Origin of the sequence: Spirochaeta isovalerica, assembly GCF_014207565.1 — a bacterium.
Classification (GTDB): domain Bacteria; phylum Spirochaetota; class Spirochaetia; order DSM-2461; family DSM-2461; genus Spirochaeta_F; species Spirochaeta_F isovalerica.
Genome location: NZ_JACHGJ010000004.1, coordinates 280828 through 304191, shown reverse-complemented (window position 1 = coordinate 304191; position 23364 = coordinate 280828). Strand labels below are relative to the sequence as shown.

The following is a 23364-nucleotide window of genomic DNA, read 5'->3' as shown; positions in this document are numbered from 1 at the left end:
ATAGAGAGAGGTATTGCGTCCGATCGAATTAAGGAGTCCTGATGGATATTGCCGGATTATTAGGAACCTTTTCAACGAGTTTAGGGTTTTATATCGATGAATTTAATCGCATTTTTATTCATGTATCTGAAAATCTGCCGATAGTCGGGAATCAGATCGAAGCCAGGCTTGGAGAAATCAGAACTCTTCAGGAAACTGAAAAAGATGACTCCGAATTGCTTAAGAGCCTTGTGGAGGATCTCGGACAGGTGCGGATTCCCATATTTGAAATCATAATCGAAATGCAGAGGCAGGATATTATCAATCAGCAGCTGAATCATCTTGTCGATGCGGTTACGGATGTCCGTGAGATAATTGTTGAGGACGAAGCTTTCTTTGAGGATTTTGACAAGAAAAAGGGCTCGTCCGAATTAAAGGAAGATTACCGCCATCTGTTTACCCTCGTTTCCTTTCTGCTCAATAACCTGGAAAAGCAGATGGGGCACATAAACAACGACCTGACCGATCTGGTCGATATAATGGACCAGAGATTTTCCGATCTTCATACGAGAATTATTGCTCTCTATAATGACAGAAAAGAGATAGATCGTTCAGATAAAAAGAATAACCAGGCGGTGCTGTCCGCCGTAAAAAGCACTAAAACGCTTTCCTTTGAACTGGAGCAGTACAGCAACTTCTTTAAAAGGCTGAGAATCCTGCAAGAGGATCTCAACCGGGAACTTGTTTTATGTATCAGTCTGAAAGAGGATGTGGAAACAAATCTGAATGATCTCGGCGGCCCCCTTCCATTGAAGGAATGCCGGTTTACAAGTACGATTATTCAGAAGATTGTCGATAAACTCTCGGTCGAGGAAGAGCGTCAGGCTCTACGAGATGAGTATTCGGAACTACATATCGAAGAGAGTTTTACCCGGGATGTCGTTCTGTTTTAATCCCTCTCCTTTGATGAGCTTAGCTCAATATAAGTACAAGGCCGACAGCCTGTTATTGTTGAAAAACATTCTTATCCGCTTATCTTTGTAATCGATATAAGCCAGACTTTCACGGCCTTCAATATTTTTAAAAAGTACTCCTGATTTCTCCCAATCGATTTCCTCGCCTTCTATGATTTCAGTCGCCGGCATATAGGACAGAACGTAATCCAATGACTGTCCGTATTTAATTTTTCCATCATAGGCATAAATTGAAGTCTCATCCTCAATTCTTATTTCAATTAGTGTTTCCTTTTCCGATCCAAAATATAAAGTGAAATCATTATATTGCAGGTTGAGATGATAATTCTGATATTCCGAGCTCGTGTTAGTCGCAATAATTACACGGGGAGGTTTGCCGAAGAGATTCAGAATCTCAGGAAGAGTTGAGACTGAAGGCCTGATCTTTTCTAGATTTCTGATTAGTTCTTCTTCATCTGCCGGATAATCCCGGCTCGGCTCTTTGAGGGTGTATGTGTGAAAGATGCGATCAACACCGAGCGTCTTTTTGTAGCTGTAGATTTCTTCGGTTATAAAGTCCGGTTCGCGAATGTCCTCTATGACACTTACTAAAGATTTCTCGGTTTCATAAATTTTCCCTTCCTGAATGCAAGAGGGCAAGAGCCAGAGGATCGCGGTGAATGTAAAAGCAATAATGAAAATCTTTCTCATAACTGTTTCCTTCGAATTAAGATTTCTAATGATGAATCGCAGGAATATCAGATTTATCTTCTTTTTGTAAAATAGTTGTAAAATCCAGACAGACTTTTGTTCCGCCATTCTTAAGGGGGGTAATTAGCCAATGGCATTTGTGGAGGCGCAGAATCTCATCGCATAGAGCCAGACCCAATCCGGAAAAAGATTCGTATAGGTTTGCTTCTTCCGCTCTATTCCCGGAAAAACCGATTCCCCCGTCGATGATGCAGACCTTCAATTCACCATTGCTCTCTTCGGCTTTTATAAAAATTATTCCCTCCCTGAAAGAAGCTTTTATAGCGTTGTGGATAAAGTTTTTAAAAGCAGTGACCAGTAAAGGGAGATTTCCCCGGATATTCCGGGCGGTTTTTTCTCTTTCCACCCTCACGCCTTTTTTCTCAAAAAGAAAGCGGAGGGATTCGACAGCATCATCTATAACGCTATTTAGCGAAAATGTCTCCCAGAGGTACTCATCGGAAGGTATAACCAATTTCTGCAGATTCCCGTTGAGTTCGCTGATGCGTAAACTTTCGTGGCTTATATGGCTAAGCGCCTTGGTATATAACTGTTCGTCATATGGCGAACGGAGAAGGAGATCGGCAAAGCCTTTTATTGAAGTTATCGGCGTGTTAATTTCATGATTCACTTTGGCAAGGAATAGCTCTTTCGATTCGCTCTCTCTCTTCAGGAAATCTATCTGACTTGATATATCCATCGATAAACTGGCGAAATGCTTCTGCAACTGCCTGATCTCTTCAAAGACCGAAAGCTTTCTTGTATCAAAATTATTATCGCTGACGAAATTTTCCATCTGTGAAAGAATATTTTCAAGCGGCAGAGTTATCGTCCTTGATAGCAGCAGCGATAAAGGAACAAATATGAACATAAATGCCAATATAAAAATCAGCATATATCCGATCAGTTTCTGTCTCTGTTCAAATAATTGGGAGATTTCTTTCTCAAATGTAATGACTGTTTCTCCCCGGAAAATATCTAGAGGCATGGCGACTCTTAAGTAGCAGGAATCTCCGGTCCTTCGCAGCACCCAGACATTGCCGCCCCGTTCTGCAGTCTTTACCTCTTCCGGTAAGTTCAAAATATCGAAGGATGGATTTTTAAAAAGGGGAACGCCTTTTTGAATTACATTGAAAGATATTCTCCAAGTGGAGTAGATATTCTGTTTTTCAATGAGCGCCGGTCTCAGCAGTTTGAATACCAAGCTTTCGCTGAATCTATATTCATTGAAATCCTCTACCACTTTTTCTGCAATAAACAGGCTGAGAACTTCTGCTTCCTTCTGCAGACCTGACAATTCCTGTTTTATATTGAAAGCGTGGTTAAGTTGAATTAATGAAATTCCAGACAAAGACAATGAAAAAAAGGATACCAGCATAATCTGAAGAAGCACCGCATGACGAAACTTCATAATTCGAGTCTGTATCCCTCTTTATAGACAGTTGAAATCTTATCGGTTCCTAGCTTGCTCCGCAGGCGCTGTATATGCATATCCACAGTTCTGCTGTTTCCGTAATAATCGTAACCCCAGACTTTGTCGAGAAGCACATCTCTGCTGAGAACATATCCTCTGTTTCTGAGCAGGAACAGAAGCAGATGCCACTCTTTGGTAGTCAGGTATATTTCCTCTGTGTCCCGGACTATTCCTCTTCTCTCCACATCAATGATAATGTCATCGATCACTTCTTCCGATGGGCCTTCGACTTGACCCGACCGTCTGAGAATAGCATGGATTCTGGCAATCAATTCGGCTGTTTCAAAAGGCTTAACGACATAATCATCAGCGCCGAGATTCAGGCTATTGATCTTTGTTCTAAGGGAATTGTCCGCTGTAAGGATCAGAACAGGGATTTTGAAAGATTCGCAGACGGGGATCAGGGAAAGACCGTATCCGTCATTCAGGGAGAGATCCAGGAGGACAATAGAAAATTCTTTTTCATTAATCAGTTCTGCGGCAGCCTGAATCCCGTCAGAGCATTCAACCGTAAATCCCGACATGGAAAGGTTAATCTCCAGCAGATCGCTGATCGCCAGATCATCTTCAACCAGAAGCACGTTATTCATGCTGACAATTGTAGTTCCGGTCAAAAAATAGTTCAATAAAAAATAAAAAAAGCCACCCGGTTAAAGGCAGCCTTTTTATATTGCTTAAATAACTAATCAATCAGCGTTCTTGATGAACTCGTTGAAGTTACTGTACTCGGTCCCGCATGTCGAACAGGAATCGGTTCCGCAGGCTTCTGTACTGCAGGCCGATGCTTCCTGGCCGTAAATCGGCTCTTCCGTCTCGATCAGCTCGGCGATTCCCGGGTTGTCGCGGAAACGCAGAACGTTGATCATAAAGATGTTGAGCTTGTTGATGATATTGGGCGGCAGCTGGTTTCCATCCACCTCGAGAGACATGGTGGGAAAGTTCTGCTTTCTGGCCCAGGGAGTGTACAATCCCTCTATAACCCGTCCGATCAGACAGGCGAAAGGAGAGATGTTTACAACGCCGGAATAGCCGCTCTGCATGGCCGTCGCGGCGGAACCGGTCGAAACGGTAATCTCCGAGTTCAGTTCGTGGTTGACGAAATGATCCGAGCTGTTGCGCATCATCACTTCCATATCATCGGGAGAGTCGGGAATCAGCTCGGTAGGAGCCAGGACTTCCTTGATGGCGTGTTCCGTGCTGTGTTTCCATGCTTTTTCAATGCTGAGCCTGATAAGATCAAAGCGCTCTTTGCTAAGGAATTTTTTCCACCAGGGCTGAAGCCTGAGCCGTTTTTTAAGGTCGTAGGTTCTGACGAAGTCCAGGTAATGGATCCACTCACCGATACCGGCCACTTTGGCAATAATCTCTTTCCGGCTGAAATGCTCGATAAGCTCATCAACGGCAAAGTCGTCTCGGCGGACATAGATCTCACCGACGATGAGAACCTTGGGACAGTCGACCATTTTTTTCTTCAGAGGAATCTCTTTGATGGCATCGGCCGCCTTTTTCAGTTCGGGCATCAGATTTCTGAAATCCTTCTCGACGGAAACGCAGAGGTGGTTCCACAGCTGGTCGAACTGGTTCAGAGCCGAAGCGGGATCGACCGCACAGGCTCTGAGCGATGTCTGGATATCCTTCATATAATCCGCAGCGGCCGCCGCTTTCCAGAAGTGTCTGGAGAAGTCCGGACCCAGTTCCGTATAGGAATTGTCGGCGCTCATGGTAAAGACGACCACGTTCTCAAGCTGCATGTCCTTAAACAGGTTTTCGTAGAAAACGAAGTACTGTCCGGTCCGACAGGGGCCTGTCGTAATGGGGACAAAGAGCATGTAGATCTCGTCCTTTTTGTATTCCGGAGAATTGAAGAAACGCAAGGCGCTTCCCAGTACCAGATGGGAGGGTACGCATTCCTTTCCCGAGGCATGGGACCGGGCGAGGCGGAGGACTTCCTGATCGGCGCCGGGGAGGGCTATTCCCTCGAAGCCGTTGGACCGCATAATAGCCGCGACGATCTCTGTGGACAGTTTTCCCATATTGGAAAGAAGGATCTTAACCTTCTTATTGTTTTTGATCGGGATTTTTTTGTCCTCATGAACATTGAGAAGATGGATTTCCTCTTCCCCGTTGTTAATGAATCGCAGTCCGTTGTCGTACCGGTCCCCTTCCTTTTCGCTCAGCTTGGAGCGGTAACCTTCGATGATATCGAGAAAAGCTTCTACCCGGGTATCGACACCGGCATCGGCGGAGTGGGAGTCCAGTTCCAGAATCAGAAAGGGTTTCGTTCCCATAAGCCACTTGATGTAGTGGAGAATGAACGAATCGGGGGCGCAGGAGAAGTTGGTGATATAGGTAATGAAGACATTGTCCATATCCTTGAGCTTCACAGCCACTTTCATATCGAGCTGGCCGTAATACCAATACATATTGGAGAAAATATCTTCATCGCTTACCGGTATGATGTCAAAGGGGATGATGGAATATCCTCTCGTGGAAAATTTTCTGGGAATTCCCATATTGGCTTCGGCTGTAAGAGCATTGTAGGGGCGGCCGAGAAGAGCGATGACTGCTCTGTCCTGCTGCTGTGCCTCATCAAGGGCCCTCTGGCCCAGTTCGTAAGCCTGTCTGAAATAATCCTTCTGTTTATCCAAAGCGAAACGGAATGCTTTTTTTACTTCGCTTTCACCGATACCGAGCTGGGCGCCCATCTGGATGAAGTATTCGAGAGCTTTCTCTTCTCCGAATTTGAATGTAACAATGAGGGGAAGGAACTTCTCCTCGGGCACTTCGGGGAAAGCTTTTTTGATGTAGTAGGGGAGACTCTGGGTTATGGGGCAGAAGTTGGCATGAACATCTTTCTCCAGACTTTCCATATCCCGGTAATGGGGAACCAGAACGTAGTCGCAACCCTTGTCCAGTATATCCTGAACCGCACCGTGGGCTATTTCCGCCGGGAAACAGTAGGAACTTTCCACCCGGGCCACGCCGTCGTGGGCGATATCCGTGGAGAGAACCGTTTTTATTCCCAGCTGATGGAAGAACCATGAGTAGAGCGGGTACATGGTGTGTACGGAAAAAGCTCTGGGAATACCGACGGTAAAATCTCTTTTAACCGTCATGTTCTCCTGGTCGGCTGCGCAATCGTGGAAAAGCAGCTGATTCCTCTGCTCCACATAATCGATAACCTTTACGGATTCATCGACTTTCCGGCGGCTGTTGGCATATTTGTTACAACGTCCGCCGAACATATATTTGTGTCCGTTGACGTTAAGCACCTGGATGGGGCAGAAGTTGTCGCAGGATTTACAGGTGAAAACTCTATCGTAAGTGATTTCCGTTTCCAGAATCGCATCGAGATCAAAATCTCCCTTATCGAGGAAACCATCGGAATTTTTCTGAGCCGCCAGGATTCCCACGCCGAAGCAGCCCATCAGTTCGGGGCTGGGCGGAACGAGAATCTCCTTGTCCAGAAACATGGCGAATGCCAGAGGTACGGCTTTGTTTTTAGCCACTCCTCCCTGAAGAAAGATCTTGTTTCCGATGGTTCTATTGCCTACGACCCTGTTCAGATAATTGGCAACAATGGAGGTGACGATTCCCGCCGTGATGTTTTCCCGGGTCGCGCCCTGCTGGATGGCCTTTCGGATATCGGAATTGATAAAGGCGGAACAGTGCTCGCCGAATTTCAAAGGATTGTCTGCCAGAAGGGCAATATCGCCGATCTCTGCGGCTGAACCGATATTGAGGTCTCCATGGGCTGATTCCTCCAGGAATGATCCCGTTCCGGCGGAACAGGCTTCGTTCATGGCGTAGTCTATGGGCACCTTGTTTTTCAGCAGAACATATTTGGCATCCTGTCCGCCGATCTCGAATATGGTGTCGACATCTTCCGAGAAGAATGTGGTTCCGTAGGCGTGGGCGATAATTTCATTGTAAACGCCGCCTGTTTCCAGGAAAACACCGAGAATTTCTCGCGATGAACCGGTTGTTGCGGCCAGGGTGATTTTTATCTTCCCGTCACCTATATCTTCCTTAATCTTTTTCTTGATTTCTACAATACAGTTTTTCAGGGCTTTGATCGGGTCGCCGTGGGTCCGACCGTAATGGCTGGCGGCGATCTGATTGGTTTCCCTGTCGATCAGACAGGCTTTGGTCGTCGTCGAACCGCCGTCCACACCGAGGATATATTCCTTGCTTTCTACCAGTTTCGTTTCTTCAGCGGAAAAATAGGAAACTTTGTCCATGGCCGATTTCAGGTCGTCCAGATTCGAGAACTTGACCTGACCGGGTTTCATAAGCCGGTCGGTTCCCGGGTAGGGTGTTCCTGTTTCCGCTGCGAGGAGAGCCGCGCCGTACGCTTCGAAATAAGAAGCAGTTTCGGGGATGATGAAATCGATATCGGGCGCCTGTTCTCTCATAAAGCGTATGATGTGCCGGTTGAGGGTCACCCCTCCGGTCAGCATAACCCTTCCGGTCCGGATTCCCGCTTTTTTCAGGAAGTCGATAACCTTCACGGCCATGACGTTGCTGAGCGACACGACGATATCGTCGGGTGTCGATTCTTTCTTATTGAGCCTGTGAGTACAATCGCTCTTCATGAAAACGGAACAGCGGGAGGACAGGGTAACGACCTGGCTGTCATCGCTGACGCCGTTTACATCGCTGAGAGTCATATTCATTCTTCCCAGCTGCTGCTTGAAAAACTCTCCCGTACCGGACGCGCATTTGGAGCCAGAGAAGTTGTTTACGATTTTTCCTTCATCGCTGATGGTGTAGACAATGAGGTCTTCGCCGCCCATTGTGACGATGGCGTCGACTTTTTCCCGGAGTGCCTCTAGGGATTTCTCTATACAGAGCGGTTCAATAACATTATTGAGACTGAAAAGATAACGACCTTCCGTTCCCGTAACGAGAGTCGGACAGTTTGCCGGAATCTCCCGACTACCGAGAGTTCTGTTCACGGCATCGGTAAAATTCCCGTCATGGGGAATAACCGAAGTCCAGATAATTTCTCCGTTTTTCAGGAGTACCGATTTCAGGCTCGATGAACCTATGTTTATACCTAAACTGTGCACGAAATCCTCTTTACACTTTTTTCTATCCGGGCACCGGGCTGTTGGCTTCGAAACCCGTAAGTATCAGAGGAATTGTATCGAAACTGTTTAAAAAATCAAAGAGTTTTTTTGGTATTACCGGAAAATAATGATTCTAACCCAATTCTGGGCGCTCTAGAAATATAAAATTTTGATTAACAAATGTGACATGTGTCATTTATTAGGGGTGGCTATGTTGGAGGTATGAAAGGGATGAATGTCTGAAGTTCTGGTATTTGAAGTTTGTTTTTTACTGGAAATCTTAAAATAATAAACAAATTTCCGTTTTTTTGAAGCAATAAAGATCTTTCTCCTGTAATACCCATGTATGGTACTCAACAAACGTGAACCGCGGCTGAAATATGTGGGATTTCTTATACTGATTCCGGATTAATGCTATTCGTAAAAATATTTCTTATAATAAGTGTTGTAAAAATGAAAATCATATATCATAATAATGTTTCAATGTGTTTTTTTTGTTTCATTTTTGATTTATTACTTTCATATGGTCGAATATTTGATTGAAAAATATTAAATATTTAAAAATTGTTTATAGGTTTGAGTAATTGAAACATTTCATTTGTATTATTCTTTTGTATGAAACTCTATGTAAGAGAAAAATGGTTTATATATTTCGGAATCTTTTTTTGTTTATTAATCCTTTTGCTTCTTTTTTCCTTTATTGAAAGAAAATATAGCAAAGTTGAACAGGAATTGATGACATTAACAGGTCTAGTCTTGCAACAGATTGATGAGAATTCCCAGATTCGGGAGGAGCTTTCAACAATCCAGGGAGAGAACAAGGCTCTTCTGACTGACTTAGAGGCATTGAATGTATCTATCGGACGTTTTCGTGACGAAAATCAAACGCTTCATGATAGAGCTGTCGGGAAAGTATTATCATTGGAGCGACGGGTTGTAACACTTGATGTGTTGGAAGAAAAAATCAGTTCTTTGACTTCAAATATTCAATCAGAACCGGTTGTTCCTCCAGAAGAAAATTTCCTAAAGGGAGAAAAAGAGTGGGCTATTGTCCGTCTGGAAGAACATCCCGATGACGGCAGAGCATTAATGACTCTGGGGGAAATCTTTTTCGAAGAAGGAGATCTTGTTTCATCGAGTAGCTATCTCGAAGAGCTTGTGGAACAGGAGCCTTTTAATGAAGAAGCCTACACTCTACTGGCCAGGATAAGTCTTAAAGAGGGTGATTACAGTAAAGCTGTATACCTTTATAATAGACTCACCCGGCTTAAGCCTGAAAATCCCTTCTATTTCAACAGTCTTGCCCGTTCTTATTTGGACAGCGATCAAGTGGGTAATGCTGTCGAAGCTATTGAGGCCTCTCTTTCTCTCGATGGAGAATCTGTGGTCTCCCTCAACCTGGCCGGTGAAATCTATTGGAAGAATCAAGCTTTCACTTTGTCTCAACAAGCCTTTGAAAAATCTCTTCAACTGAATTACGACCCCCATATAGCCACATCTCTGGGAGATCTTCTCTATTTAAAGGGAGAGTCCGGAGGAGCTTTGTCTCAATGGCAAGCCGCTCTGAGGGAATATGACGGGTTCAGTGTTGAAGAAGATAGAGAAATAAAAAGCCTCTATGGAAAAATGGCGCGCTTGTCTGTTGAGACAGGACAGTACCGTCAAGTTGAGGATTTCTATCGATCCGTTGAAGAAAGAGGCGGAGATGCGGATGTGTTCTATTTCTATCTCAGCTCTCTGCTCAGTCGTGGGAAAGAGAAGCTTTTTGAGGAGAAACTCCGTCTTTTTGAAGAACGGTATCCCGATTCTCCCTACGATGAGGAACTGACAGCCATGAAATCGGCTGGAGGCGGTGTTTAAATGCAAAAATGCAGAGTGTTTTTTCTAATATTATTATTGGTTTCCGGAGTAAATCTGAACGCTCTCCAGGTTTTTTGTTCTGACCTGAAAATTGATAATCATACCGGTCTGGATTCAGATGATAGAGATTTTTCTAAAGAACTCAAAGAAGCTGTCGGCATATATGATGCTCTCAATAATATTCAATTACGCAAAATAGATTCCGGGAAGGTTATTGCCTCCCTTATCGATGCCGGTTCTTTGGCCATGAGAGAGTCTTATGATTATTTACTTTACGGGACTCTGACACTCCGGCAGGATTGGCATGAAGTCCGGCTTTCCCTCTATGAGCGGGAATCGGATAGCGTCATTGCTGTTATCTACAGTAAATCCGATGCCGGTCTCTCCTCTCTATTAATGGATGAAGCTGGACGGAAGCTGGTTGGCTACCTCTATGACCGCTTCGCCATAGAAAAGCGGCGGATTAAGGACAAATCCCCCGGTTATATAGAGCTCTCTATCAATCCCGGTTACCGGGGAATCTTTTTCGAACCCTGGAATGAGATCATGATGGGATATTTTCATTTTGGAATGAGCGGATTTGTGGCTCTTTCAGAGCCGCGTTTCTGTTTTAACGGTCATGAGATGTATCCCCGCTTCGGTTTATCGCTGGACTACGGACTGGCGGGAAATCAATCGACTGTGGAAAACTTTTTCAGCCACTCATTTATGATTTCCATCCCATTGGATCTTTCTCTGGATCTGAATGCCCATCACAGTTTACGGCTTGGAGTCGCTCCCGGGTATCAGATTGATTATCTGGTACAGAGCAGAAAGTACGGAGATGAATATACCAGTACATCGGGAGCCTTTGTTCTCAGTGCTTTTTTCACATACGGTTACAATCCTGTTGCCGGTAATTTGAGCATCGGACTTATCAACGCTTTAGATTTCGCTTTTTATGATGATCTTCTGATCAGCTATAAACCCTCAATTTCCATTTCTTACAAAGTTGTTCACTTCAAGGAGAAAAATGATGAAAAGTAGACTGATGCCCCTTTTGTTTTTGCTTGCCGGATGTTCTGCCAGTCTTTTTGAAGATATGAGCCGGACTATAGATGATCCGGAAGTTCAAAAGCCGTGGGTTCAATCCTTTACTGAAGAACTGGAAATAAAAATCAGTTGGGAAGAGGATCCCGGAGCCGATGAGTACGTACTTTATAGAGCAGACGACAATATCGGAACTTATGAGAAAATTTACCAGGGAACTTCACTTGAATTCTTTGATTCCGATGTTTCTGAGCAGGGCCGCTATCTCTATACTCTGGTCAAAATGAGAGGCGAGGAAGCCTTCGGACCTTCTCTTCCCGTTCTCGGGGTCGCCAGCATGACAATGGAAGATGAATTTGAATCCAATGACAGGGAAGAGAACGCCACGCCCTTTCTCTACGATCTTTCGGCCAATGTTCAATATTACGCAGATAACACCAAGCAGCATATTCTTGAAGACCGCGATTGGTATTCTGTGGAAGTCGGGCCCAGGAGAAGCTTCACCTTTCAGGTTCTGTACACGGGTACCGGATCCCAGGAGCTTGAATATTATTGCCAGCCCGAGACGCCTCAGGGACTGGATAGCGAATCGGAAATCACCATCGTCAATACAACCATGGAAAGCAAGATTTTTAATTTTTGCATCTACCCATACGGCGCCAACATTCTGACCGGCAGCAGCGGGGGAGGGAAGATTATTCAATACGATCTTGACTTTACTGCGGAACAGGAGTTGTGATGAAGCGGATACTACCATTTCTTATCCTGACTGTAACAGTGTCATTTTTCACCGCCTGCCCCTCTCCAACGGGTAATTCGACATATGAACCGCCTGAACCTGAGCTTCCGGAGTTTGTAGAAGAGAACACTCTTTTCGAATTAAATGATTCGGTTCGGCTTTTCTCCACTAACGTTTTTGAGTTCGGTGCCGGTAATGGAACAACTTACTGGATAGAAGAGGAGATACCAGTTCCGGTATTCTCCGATTTTGCTGTAAGGCTGACGAAAAATTCGGGTCATTCACTGGGGGGATATGGTGTGTTTTTCGCCCAGAGGAATAGCGGAACTGCTGACTTTTCCGCCCTTGCCGTTTTTATCAATACAGTCGGAGAATTTTGTGTCGGACTGATTGAACAGGGGACTTTTTCCTATATCAAAGAGTGGACCGATTCCGATTCCCTTTCCTATGGATACAGCCTGAATAATATCCTCTCTGTTGAGGCCATCGATACAGGTGAATACAGAATTATAATCAACGGAGAGGAAGTTTACTCATTTGAAGATTCTTCAGAAGAGGCACATACAGGCGGAGGATTCGGATATCTGGCTGTCGTCTCTCCTCTGGAAAACTTTCCCTCCGTCCCCGTCAAAATCGAATTTGAAAAACAATAACAATCAGGAGCCGCTTCCATGAAAGATTCTGCAACACGTTTATCAGCATTCATTGTCCTCGTATCATTTTTATGGACCAGCAATCCTCTTGTCTATGCATTGGAACCGCCTGTGTATTCCTCCGGAGATGTTAAGGAAGAAATTTCCTACACGATTACACCGGATAAAGACCATCTTGTCCGTTTCGGCTCAGTGTCTCTGGAAATCCCCGCCGGTGCTGTAAAAGAGCCGGTTGAACTGACCATAGAAAAGCTTAATCGTGTCCGGTCGCTTAATCAGGGTATGGAAAACGTGACAGAGGGAGCGTCGGGTTACCGGTTCAGTCCTCATCCCTTTACATTTGAGAAAAACATTAAGGTTTCACTGCCCTATTCCCGAAGCGCCGGTACATCGGAAACCGAGTTATCCAATCTGGGTATTTGGTTTTATAATGAAGATGAGAAATGCTGGGAAGGGCTTCCCGATTATACGGTGGATAAGGACAACCGTACGATTACAGCGTTGACCAATCACTTTACCGATATGATTACATCAACACTGACTCTGCCCGAGTCTCCCTCTCCCATCAATTTTAATCCGACGAGCATTAAGGAATTGAAAGCTGCCGACCCCGGTTCGGTAGTTCCACAAATCAAGGGATTGGAACCGGGACCTTTTGGCGGCGGATCATTTTCCGTACCTTTCCGGTTGACTCCCGGCCGGGGCAAAGCGACTCCTCAGCTAGCTCTCAGTTACAATGTCAATAGTGCTAACAGCTGGCTGGGCAAGGGGTTTGATATTTCAATTCCCTCCATTACAACCGATACCCGTTTCGGGCTTCCGGATTATGATGGGGACGATGACTATATGCTGAATGGCGCGGCTCTGGTTCTTCAGGAGAGCGCAGGAGATGTGTCTAAATATCTGAAACGGAACGAAGGATCTTTTGAAGAGATTTTCCATTACAGAGAAAACGATGCGGACTGGTGGAAAGTGACCGATAAGGTCGGAACGGTCAGCATTTACGGAACAGATGATGCCTGGAACGGTAATAATAGAAATCAGGTTTATACATGGTATTTGAAGGAGAAACGGGACAGTAACGGGAATTTTGTCCGTTATCACTACACAACTATTGATGGCTATACATATCCCGCAAGTATCAGCTGGTCTGGGCATGGTCAGGATGAAGGATTGTACTCGGCGGATTTTGAACTTGAAGCCAGGCAGGATCGCAGGATCGATAACAGGGGTAAATATATATCAAAGCTCTCACAGCGGTTGAAATCCCTTGATTTGTCCTATAACGGGCAGGTATACAGGACTTATTCCTTCAATTACGAGTACAACATTTTCGGGCAGACACAGATGACCTCCTACAGTGAAGGTGACGGGACAGGCAGTGTTCTGTATGAGTATGGTTTTGAGTATTCTTCATTGCCTGAGCGATCCGGCGGGTTTGAAGGGTTCGGAGATAAAACCGAAACCTGGTACACAGGTACGACCCGACCGATGGAAAAGAGCAGCTCCGCTTCCATAGGCCTGGATTTGTACCTTGGATTATCTATTGATTTCTGGAAATTTTATTTCTGGGGAGTTGAGAGGTTTCCTCTGGTCAGCTTCGGATTGAGCGGCGGATACAGTCATACTTTTAATTGGGGCAACAGCACAATGGCGGACCTGGATGGTAACGGGTTGCCCGATCTTGTCTGGCAGAACGGCAGTTCTCTTCATGGTATCACCAATCGGGGAGACGGCTTTTCCGGGTCAGCAGATATTGGAAATTTTCCGGGGATTCTCAATAAAGGGGATCAGGATTCCTTTAATGCCGGCGTTTCAGCATCGGCGGCCGGAGTCGGCGGAGGTTTGACCATTCAGCACTCCAACTCCTATTCCAAATCCGCTTTGTCCGATATCAATGGCGATGGATTTATAGATGTGGTCACAAAAGGTCTGAATAATTTTTCCCGTTTTCAAGGCAAGGGCGATTTTGAATCCATTCCCTGGTCTGAAGGTATGGAGCAGGGACCGGTAAGGGTGGTCTCCGATAAAGAAAGGGATGATTATGAAAAAGCCTATTATGTAGAAGAACCGGTAAAACGATGGGAAGCCTATAAACCGGGTGTTATTAATGTAACCCATAAAATATATAAGGCTGATGGATCAGTCAGTTCTGATGACGGCGTTCGCGCTGTTGTTCAGTATCCCGATGACGGAACTGTTACCTATAACGTGGAGTCTGCTGATCCGGATAGCGAACCTTTCACTGAAAATCATATTGTGGAATCGGGAGAGTTTATTTATATGCTCCTCGATTCGGGCAGCGATATCAAGGATAATGATGAAGAAAATTCAGATCCGTACTGTGATGATTTGTTCTGGTCGACAGAAATAGAGTATGAGGCAATCGAAATCTTTCAGGGAAACAGCCGCAGGCAGGCCTCATTTTATTTTCCGGAACCATTATATGTTCAACCGTCATCTGTTCTGAATTCTTTCTACTCAAAAATAGCTAAGGAAGATGAGAATGATCCGGATCGATGGGCTTTATCTGATTCTGCTGAAAGCGACCTGAAAGATCTTGACTATGAGTCAAAGAAAAAAGTGATTCTGGAATTAACAGGCATGGGAAGTTTTATTCCCCCCGAACTGACATTTGATCAGTTCCGGAGAATATACAACGCGGCTTCTGAATTCCAGAAATCGTGGATGCATATTCTCTATCCCTACGATAAGAAGATAGACCGGTTTGTTTTGCAGAAGCTCGACAAAGGGTATGAACGTGAAATAATCATAAAGATTAAAAGTTGCTTAAGCCAATTGGTCTCACTTTTTGACAGCGGCGAGCTGGTCCAAATGGCTTTGCCTGTTTTCAATGGAGCGCCGCAATTCTGGGATATGGATTCAGCAGGATTGCCTAAGACCGGATATAGCCGATTCGATATAATGGACAGCATTCTGTTCAATGATATTCCCGCTTTTCCCGATGAAACAGATCTGGGCAAATCTTACGGTCTGGATAACCGTATCTATCTGGACAGAATCGTTGACGAATCTAATGAAAAATACTGGGATTTCTTTCTCTACAGGGATAACCAGGGCCATTTGAGTCTTCAGGAGATCGATTCCGATCTGCAGTCCCGAGAGCTGGATTTCGAGAGGAACGGTTTACAAATATCATTTACCAGGAATCAGGTTGAACATATTTATACTCTGGCGTCGGCTGAATATCCTGATATGGTCGATTCGGAACTTTTTGAAAATGCCATTCTGCCTATTGTCCGTGATGGAGAAGAGCCTGTTCTTCATTTTATTGAATCGCTTTCTTCCTCTTATTATCATGACCTGGCAGACCCTTTCGAACTGGATTATCTCACTAAAAAAGGTTCTTACGAAACCATGCTGGGTGAATATGATCAGGTTCTGATTGATCTGTCCGAAGCTCAGGACGCCCTTGATGCCGCTCTGGCTGATGCCAATCTGACAGAAGAGGATATCATTCCCTTTCAGGAAGCTGTCGATCTATTGATTGAAGCCCGTGATGCTCTGGAAACACCTTTAGCGGATGCCTTGACGGCCTATGAGGAGGCGGAAGAAGCTTATGCTATCTATGCCGATAACTATCTGTTTAATGGCGATTCAGGTAATTATCTTCTTTCTGAAACGGTATCGATAGATGATTATGTCTCTCTTGTCCTGGCCATGGCTGAAGATTTCACGAACTGGGATGATTCTCTATATTGGGGTTTTGCAGATAATGATGATCTGCAATACGGCTTCTTTTTGCAGAATCAGGACCAGATCGACGGTTTTCTCAATAGCCAGACAGCATTTTCCGCAGATGATTTCCTTCCAGTTGATATGGAAATGTTACCGGAAGGTTATGATGGCACCTATTATCTGCTTAAACCCAAAAATGAATTGGTGGCCATTACTGAAAAAATTGAAAATATGGATTCCTATCGCTTATTCGTAGAGAAATTTCCCTATTACATTCAGGATAATGACGTTTATCTTGCCACTTCCGGTTTGAGTTCCAGCGATGAGAACTTTCTGGCATCCTTTTTCGATGACCTGAATATACTTATTCCAACATCCATGAAAACTGAATATTACTATAGAGAAAATGCTTTATTCCCACAGGAAACAATGACTGCGGATGAAGATTTATCAACGCTTCCTGTGAATTTTGGAGACGGACAATCCATTTCTCTTGAGAGCGGCGATAAATGCACAGTTTTTTCATATCTCTCTATTGAAGGTAACAGTTCCGTTTTAAAGCAGGTGGCCACTCACGTCTTTAATTCCTCTGAAGATTACAGAGCTGATGAAATGAATGGAGAATTCGGTTCCTATACGGAAAGTGAAGTAGACGTCTTTTTCAGTCAAGACTACAAATACACAGAATCAGAGCTTCCCGATGACATCGAAGCTTATTGTACTTTTGATGAGAAGGAAGAGTATTTAAACGGGGGATTCCGAAACTGGACATACGGTTTCTGGAGTGGATTTTATGACTGGGATCCCTCTCTCATCGGTCAGGAGGAATATGATTTTCAACCGGTGACGGAGGATACTGCCGTTCCCGATGCTGAAACTGATAATGTAACACCTCCGCCCTACCTGGTTGCAGCCGCACTCAATATCAATACCGAAGAACCGGATGAACTGCCTGTCGCTGAAGAGGGAATGGACGGAGATGCTCTGACCTCTTATACCTGGATCGGATCGGTTTCCAATTTTCAGGATTCAGAGCTTGTTGTCAACGGCAGCGAAGTGGAAACTCTCTATAGCGATTATGATTTTGCCCCTTATATGACAAAAGAGAATATCTGGCATCCTATGAGAAAAGGCGGACCGGTTTACTATAAAACTCCGGTAACAGGTTCTTCCGGAGGAGGGGGGCAGACTCTTCAGGATATTCAGGCCAGTTATTCGACATCCGGCGGAGTCAATTTCAGTGCCGCGAGTATCAATCAGAGCATGAGTTTCGGAGTATCCCGTGGATACAAGAGCCTTATGGATATGAATGGTGACCGCTACCCCGATCTGGTAACCAATGACAATGACGGGGAAATCACGTACATCGCCGGAACGGGGTCCGGGTTCTCCGGCAAAACCGTAATTGATGATGCCTGGTCGCATCTTAATTCGTTTACAAATAATACGGCCTCTTTCGGCATTTCCTTTGGCGGCGGCGGATCGGAGGAAGTCGTATTTTCTTCCAATGGAAAAGTAAAGGCCTCAATTGCCAAGGCTCAACCCGGTAGTGGTCCCACTTTTGGTATCAATGGATCGATAACAACTTCGAGTCAGAATATCGGATTGCAGGATATCAATGGCGACGGACTGCCTGATCATTTGAAAAGAAATGGTTCCGGTGATATATCAGCTATGATGAATCTGGGAGATCAATTTTCCCTGATGAACTGGAATAACGCAATGGAAAACAATCTGAATCATTCTAATTCCGGTAGCCTTGGGGGGACATTGTCTTTTGGTGCCAGTGTGGTAGGGCTGAGTGCCGGCTTGAGCGGTACTGTCAGCTATACTGATTATCAACTGATGGATATCAACGGAGACGGTCTGGCCGATCAGGTTAAGAAAGTTGATGATACGGATTATTTTGAAGTCCGTTTTAATTACGGAGATGAGTTCGCACCGCAGACTACCAAAGTTTATTGTCCCGAATGGACCTACAGCGATCAGGATTTTATAAACGGGTTGACCGCCGATATGGAAACTTTGGCCAGTTCGGGAATCGGCTCCATGGAGACGGATAATGAAGTCACTGATGCTGTAAAAATTGACGAACTGATTGATGGGAATCGAAATAATGAGATTAATCCCTTCAAAGTTAATGACACACTCAATTCATCTGCGGGAATAGCTCTGAATCTGGGAGCAAATGTGAAGATTTCTCTCAGTTACCTTCTTCTTACCTTTACCATTCAGCCGGGGGTGAACGGATCGGTTGCCACAACCGGAACATCAGTCAAAATGATGGATATGAACGGCGATGGCGCACCGGAGCATATATTTAAAGCTCCCGGAGATTCAGCGCTTCATCTCAGAGTCAACCGGATGGACACAGTGGGACTCCTGAAAAAAATCAATCTCCCTCAGGGAGGTACTTACACTCTCGGGTTTGACAGATCGGAAAACAGCGTTCCCGATCCTCATTCTAGATGGATTCTCACATCGTTGACGAGGGCGGATGGATATGAGAATGATCCGGAAAGCCTTGGTGTACACAGTTATACTCAGCTCTTTTCCTATGAATCAGGAGAGTATGACAGAGATGAAAGGGAATTCCTGGGATTCAAATATGTAACTACAACCAATGAAGTAGACGAGAGCTGCCTGATAAATGAATATCTGAATCAAACCTATGAATCTAAAGGAAAAATCATCAGGACCAGTTTTACCGACAGTGAGAACAATGTTCTTAGAGAGACCCTTTATGACTACGGTTCCCGGTTTCTGTCAGGAAACGGCTCGGTATTTTATTATCTTCTGAGGGAGACAACCCGTACCTATGATGAAGATTCTTCCGATTTTATGGAGACCGTGAAAGAATATGGTTACGATCCAAAGGGGAATATCGAATCTCTGAAGAGCTCTGTTGCAGGAGCAGACAATACTCAAAACTATTATCTGGAGATAGATTACTGTGACAAACCCGGATACATTGTCGGACTGCCCGAATCGCTCCAAACATGGACTGGTCTTTCTGAAGATAGTTCCAGGCTACTGCGGAAACGAGAAGCTGAATACGATAACAGAGGAAATATGACGGCACTGGAGCAGTTCTATGCTTCCGGAGAATCCGTCCGGACGGAATTGGGGTATGATGAGTTCGGAAACATCACCAAAGTTATCGATCCTGTAGGCTATACTATGGAGTATATCTATGATGATGTTCAAAATCAGTATGTCCAACAGATTCTCAGCTATAATGAAAATGGCGGTCCTGTCTATGATTCCTCAATGGAATGGGATTATTGTCTGGGACTGGACACAGCCTCGGTTGAGATAAATGGCAACAGGCAGGAGAAAAAATACGATGGATTCGGCAGACTGGTTGAAATCCGGACATCTTATGATACGGGAATGACTCCGGCAGTAAGCTATCAGTATTTTACCAACTCGTTTCCCTGGAGGGCTTTGAGTTCCAATAAAGTTTCCTTTGATCCATCCAATCATGAGACTATTGAAACTCTCGTGACGATCGATGGTTTGGGAAGGATCAGCCAGACAGCCAAAGAGAGTGAAATAACCCGGGAAGATGGCAAAAAACTGAGAGGCTGGAGTAAATCGGGCCGGGTTGTCTATGACTGGAAGGGTCGATCCGTTTTAGAAGGACAAACCGGATTTGAAGAATGCGATTATTCGCTTCCTCTTTCCGAAGAGGACTTCCCCTCTGCTACGGAACTGGATCCGAAGCTGAACACAGAAAAATATTACGATATTCAGGACAGGGTCATCCGGGCCGTATTACCTGATGATTCCGAAATCATATCCTCTTATTCTATTGCAGAATACACCCTTGAGGGCAATGGAGAAGAGTACTCTGATGGAGAAGTCCATATGGGTATTATCCAGAAGGATCCGCTCGGGAATGTGACGGAAACATGGAAAAACAGTCGGGGGATGGTAACTGCCATTATTAAGCGGGATAGTTCAGAGCAGATTCTGACAGAAGCGTCATACCATTACAATCTCTTGGGAGAACTGCTTGAAAGCTGTGACTTTGAGGGAAATAAAGTCAACTTTTCCTATGATCTGATGGGGCGTCAGCTTTCAGTCGAGTCTCCCGATATGGGACGTCAGGAGTTCCTATACAACGAAGCCGGGCTCCTCTGGCGGAAAAATAACAGCAATTTGAGACGATCCGGATTATGGATTGAATACGAATACGACGAATTTAACAGAATAAGCCGGATTCTCTATCCGGAATCAGAGGATGTTATTTACAGTTATGGAAGTGATCCTTCGAAAAATAATATCGGCCGACTCTCATCGGTAAGCAATGAATCGGGAACAACAACTTATGAATACGGAGAGATGGGAGAGGTGACTTCAATCGAACGAACCATAGAAAGAATGACTCCTAATAGCACAGATGAAATTGCCAGAATGTCCTATATAAGCGATTATCTTGGCCGTATGGAGAGTATAACCTATCCCGATGGTGAGGTCCTGACCTACAGTTATGATAGAGGAGGGCAGATCACCGGTGCTGTGGGTGAGAAAAACGGAACAGAATTCCCCTATATAAACGACATTGGGTATGATGAATACGGCCAGCGGGTTTATATCGAGTACGGAAACGGTACAGAGACCAAGTATAGTTATGATGAAGAGCGGCGATGGCTTACATCAATCAGGACCGGCCTGAAAAATTCAATGATCAATTATCAGAATATGAACTATCAGTTTGATTTAGCCGGCAATATCGAAATGACTGAAAACAATACATACAATCACACGACGCGGCAGGAATACAGTTATGATTCTCTTTATCAATTGACGGGAGCCGAAGGATTATATGATTATCACAAAAATGGAGGGATTACGACCTTAAAAAGTCACTATACGCAGGATTTTACCTATGATAAAATCGGCAATATGTTGAGTAAGGTCAGCAATGAGACGACCAGTCCTTCTGTAGGCGTTAGCCCGTTGGATTACAATAGTCTCTACAGTTACTACAGCGATGCTCCTCACCGTGTTGAACAGATCGGCAATATGTATTACCGATACGATCTGAACGGCAATACCATAGAAGAACGTCTCGGCGGTCATAGAGAAGTTTCTCAGAATGATCCGGCTGATTACACCTATCGCGATGGCGTGACTATGGCTGACAAAGCCTTTGCCTGGCAACGGGATGAAGGCGGCTCTGGTGATGACGTATACAGCCGTCAATATGTCTGGGACGAAGAAAACCGTTTGAAAGGAACAACTGATCCGTCTCACTGGACTCAATACAGCTATGACCATGAAGGGGAAAGAACCGTTAAGTACTCCGACCTGGGAGAAACCATGTACTTCAACAGCATGTGGAGTGTTGCCGATACGTGGGCCAGTGAGGGACTGCGGCAGAGCAAGAACATCTATGTCGGAGAAACCCGGATAGCAACAAAACTGAATTTTAAAGATTCGGCTGATACCGGTTATGAGTCGTTGAACACCTATTATTATCACAGTGATCATCTCGGCAGCAGCTCGGTTATTACCGATCCTGACGGGCAGGTGTATGAGCATTTGGAGTATACTCCTTATGGAGAGATGTGGATTGAGGACCAATCTGTTGAGGATCTGGATAAGATTCCATACAGGTTTACCGGCAAGGAGTGGGATGAGGAAACTCGGCTTTATTACATGAGCGCGCGGTATCAGAATCCGATGACGTCGCGGTGGATTAGTGTGGATCCGGCTGGACCAGCTTTAGTTAACCCAAATCAGAAAGGATTTTCAATAATACAATCGATGAATTGGTATTCGTATACTTCAAACAATCCTGTGAATTACATTGATCCTACGGGAATGAGTGAGTTGACTGATGATCTTCAAAATCAGATTACTGAAGCACAAGCTCAATTTCGTGATATATTCATGGGTCCAGATTATGATTCTCCAGAATCAGGTGAGAAGTTGGGTGTATTGAAAGATCAGATTCTTGATTTAATGGGACAGTACAATCAGGCCGTAATTGATGAAGGGAATTTGGATATAACTGACTATATAACAAATGGAGTTCAAACCGGTGGATTTGGTGATAATCAAGGTTTAACAGGTGACTATCAAACTACTGCTCATCCTGGAATTGACGGTGTTGGAGGTTCGGCTAAAACACCTTTTTACACACAAATGACCAATGCTGATGAGGGGCGTTCAAATACAATGACATTAAGCATCATTGGAACAAACTTAAACATGCAAATCTCTCATGGTGATAAAGGATCTTGGTCAAGGATTTCTGGAGGTCTGTATAAACCAGGCCAGGCGATAATGCCATTTCCAATGAAAAACAACAATGATGTATCAAGTACTGCTCCTCATTTTCATTTTCAGATAGCGAATGGTACCAACTTTGTTAATCCCTACACGATGAGAGCATCAGATACTGTATTCAAGTTTACTAATAACGGAGGTTCTTCTTGGCGAAACTTCAGAACAGATTTCTAGTAGTCTTATTATTGATCTCATGTAGCATCAATATTTATAGTTCCGATCTTTTTGAAGGGATCTGGCGTTGTCATAATACAAGAGATGTAAAGATGGATTCATTTCTCGGAATAGAGAAGGTTAACGACGATGAGTATTTTGTCATTTTTGTAGATCCATTCAACGAGCATCAGTTTGATTTTGCTACATCCGGTTCTATTGATGATGAAGGATATTTAGTCATTGATACCGGAGAGGATGTCTATTATCTTGAGATTATTGATGATATGTCGTTATATCAAAACTGGAATTTTAAAGAGGACATGAATGCTAATCCGTTTACTCGAGTAAAAGGGAGTTCAATGAAAGATATGGAAAATCCATATGTGGATTTTAATAAATATATTGAAAGCACTATTGAGGATAGCAAATAAAACTCGGCAGGTCCATCCCTCCGCCATCATGGCTCCGGTCTTCGACAGAATTTACGTTATCGTCAGCCGACGTCCTTGTCGGCGGTCCGTTCGCTGACGCTCACCCGATAACGGAGATTCTGCCTACCTGCGCGTGGTTCAGGTGCGGTCAGTTGATTCTGAGATTGAAGAATTAGCAGACTGTCAGCATATTTTGTAAAACGGTTATTTGTTACAACAGCACCGGGATTCTTCGAAACCCTCACCTTTTATATCCGCCGACAGCCCTG

Annotated in this window: 11 protein-coding genes; 7 read left to right on the top strand and 4 right to left on the bottom strand. The window is 44.5% G+C overall.

All coding sequences use genetic code 11. The annotated features are described in order from the left end of the window. The first annotated feature begins 41 nt into the window (after positions 1 to 41). Positions 42 to 932: a hypothetical protein gene (locus HNR50_RS12820; RefSeq protein ID WP_184747161.1), complete on the top strand. Its 891-nt coding sequence runs from the start codon at positions 42 to 44 to the stop codon at positions 930 to 932. Positions 933 to 956: 24 nt separating this feature from the next. Here the strand turns inward: HNR50_RS12820 and HNR50_RS12815 are convergent, their stop codons facing one another. The 4 genes from HNR50_RS12815 to HNR50_RS12800 form a co-directional block, all read right to left on the bottom strand. After that, positions 957 to 1643: a hypothetical protein gene (locus HNR50_RS12815; RefSeq protein WP_184747160.1), complete on the bottom strand. Its 687-nt coding sequence runs from the start codon at positions 1641 to 1643 to the stop codon at positions 957 to 959. A gap of 25 nt (positions 1644 to 1668) precedes the next feature. Then, the gene (locus tag HNR50_RS12810; RefSeq protein ID WP_184747159.1) at positions 1669 to 3093 is read right to left on the bottom strand and encodes a sensor histidine kinase; all 1425 of its coding nucleotides are present in this window, start codon (positions 3091 to 3093) and stop codon (positions 1669 to 1671) included. Then, positions 3090 to 3746 carry a response regulator transcription factor gene (locus tag HNR50_RS12805; RefSeq protein ID WP_184747158.1) on the bottom strand — a complete coding sequence of 219 codons (657 nt, stop codon included), beginning with the start codon at positions 3744 to 3746 and terminating at the stop codon, positions 3090 to 3092. The genes HNR50_RS12810 and HNR50_RS12805 overlap by 4 nt, the downstream gene beginning before the upstream one ends. A gap of 96 nt (positions 3747 to 3842) precedes the next feature. Next, on the bottom strand, positions 3843 to 8228 hold the full coding sequence (locus HNR50_RS12800) for an acyl-CoA dehydratase activase (RefSeq protein WP_184747157.1): 4386 nt from the start codon (positions 8226 to 8228) through the stop codon (positions 3843 to 3845). 735 nt (positions 8229 to 8963) lie between these two features. On the opposite strand from HNR50_RS12800, the gene HNR50_RS12795 reads away from it, so the two are divergent. The 6 genes from HNR50_RS12795 to HNR50_RS12770 all read left to right on the top strand — a co-directional run bounded on the left by HNR50_RS12795 (position 8964) and on the right by HNR50_RS12770 (position 23095). Continuing rightward, positions 8964 to 10088, top strand: coding sequence for a tetratricopeptide repeat protein (locus tag HNR50_RS12795; protein WP_184747156.1), 1125 nt, complete (start codon positions 8964 to 8966; stop codon positions 10086 to 10088). 36 nt (positions 10089 to 10124) lie between these two features. After that, on the top strand, positions 10125 to 11114 hold the full coding sequence (locus tag HNR50_RS12790) for a hypothetical protein (RefSeq protein ID WP_184747155.1): 990 nt from the start codon (positions 10125 to 10127) through the stop codon (positions 11112 to 11114). Then, positions 11104 to 11856, top strand: a complete 753-nt coding sequence (locus HNR50_RS12785; RefSeq protein ID WP_184747154.1) for a hypothetical protein — start codon at positions 11104 to 11106, stop codon at positions 11854 to 11856. The genes HNR50_RS12790 and HNR50_RS12785 overlap by 11 nt, the downstream gene beginning before the upstream one ends. Then, positions 11856 to 12509 carry a hypothetical protein gene (locus HNR50_RS12780; protein ID WP_184747153.1) on the top strand — a complete coding sequence of 218 codons (654 nt, stop codon included), beginning with the start codon at positions 11856 to 11858 and terminating at the stop codon, positions 12507 to 12509. The genes HNR50_RS12785 and HNR50_RS12780 overlap by 1 nt, the downstream gene beginning before the upstream one ends. An 18-nt stretch (positions 12510 to 12527) precedes the next feature. Continuing rightward, complete coding sequence (locus tag HNR50_RS12775; protein ID WP_184747152.1) at positions 12528 to 22682, top strand: SpvB/TcaC N-terminal domain-containing protein; 10155 nt, start codon at positions 12528 to 12530, stop codon at positions 22680 to 22682. Positions 22683 to 22774: 92 nt separating this feature from the next. Then, on the top strand, positions 22775 to 23095 hold the full coding sequence (locus HNR50_RS12770; protein WP_184747150.1) for a hypothetical protein: 321 nt from the start codon (positions 22775 to 22777) through the stop codon (positions 23093 to 23095). The last annotated feature ends 269 nt before the right edge of the window (positions 23096 to 23364 follow it).

Bases quoted from the DNA above. Each gene is read 5' to 3' on its own strand.
- HNR50_RS12820 (WP_184747161.1), top strand. From the start codon at position 42: ATGGATATTGCCGGATTATTAGGAACCTTTTCAACGAGTTTAGGGTTT.
- HNR50_RS12815 (WP_184747160.1), bottom strand. From the start codon at position 1,643: ATGAGAAAGATTTTCATTATTGCTTTTACATTCACCGCGATCCTCTGG.
- HNR50_RS12810 (WP_184747159.1), bottom strand. From the start codon at position 3,093: ATGAAGTTTCGTCATGCGGTGCTTCTTCAGATTATGCTGGTATCCTTT.
- HNR50_RS12805 (WP_184747158.1), bottom strand. From the start codon at position 3,746: ATGAATAACGTGCTTCTGGTTGAAGATGATCTGGCGATCAGCGATCTG.
- HNR50_RS12795 (WP_184747156.1), top strand. From the start codon at position 8,964: ATGACATTAACAGGTCTAGTCTTGCAACAGATTGATGAGAATTCCCAG.
- HNR50_RS12785 (WP_184747154.1), top strand. From the start codon at position 11,104: ATGAAAAGTAGACTGATGCCCCTTTTGTTTTTGCTTGCCGGATGTTCT.
- HNR50_RS12780 (WP_184747153.1), top strand. From the start codon at position 11,856: ATGAAGCGGATACTACCATTTCTTATCCTGACTGTAACAGTGTCATTT.
- HNR50_RS12775 (WP_184747152.1), top strand. From the start codon at position 12,528: ATGAAAGATTCTGCAACACGTTTATCAGCATTCATTGTCCTCGTATCA.
- HNR50_RS12770 (WP_184747150.1), top strand. From the start codon at position 22,775: ATGGATTCATTTCTCGGAATAGAGAAGGTTAACGACGATGAGTATTTT.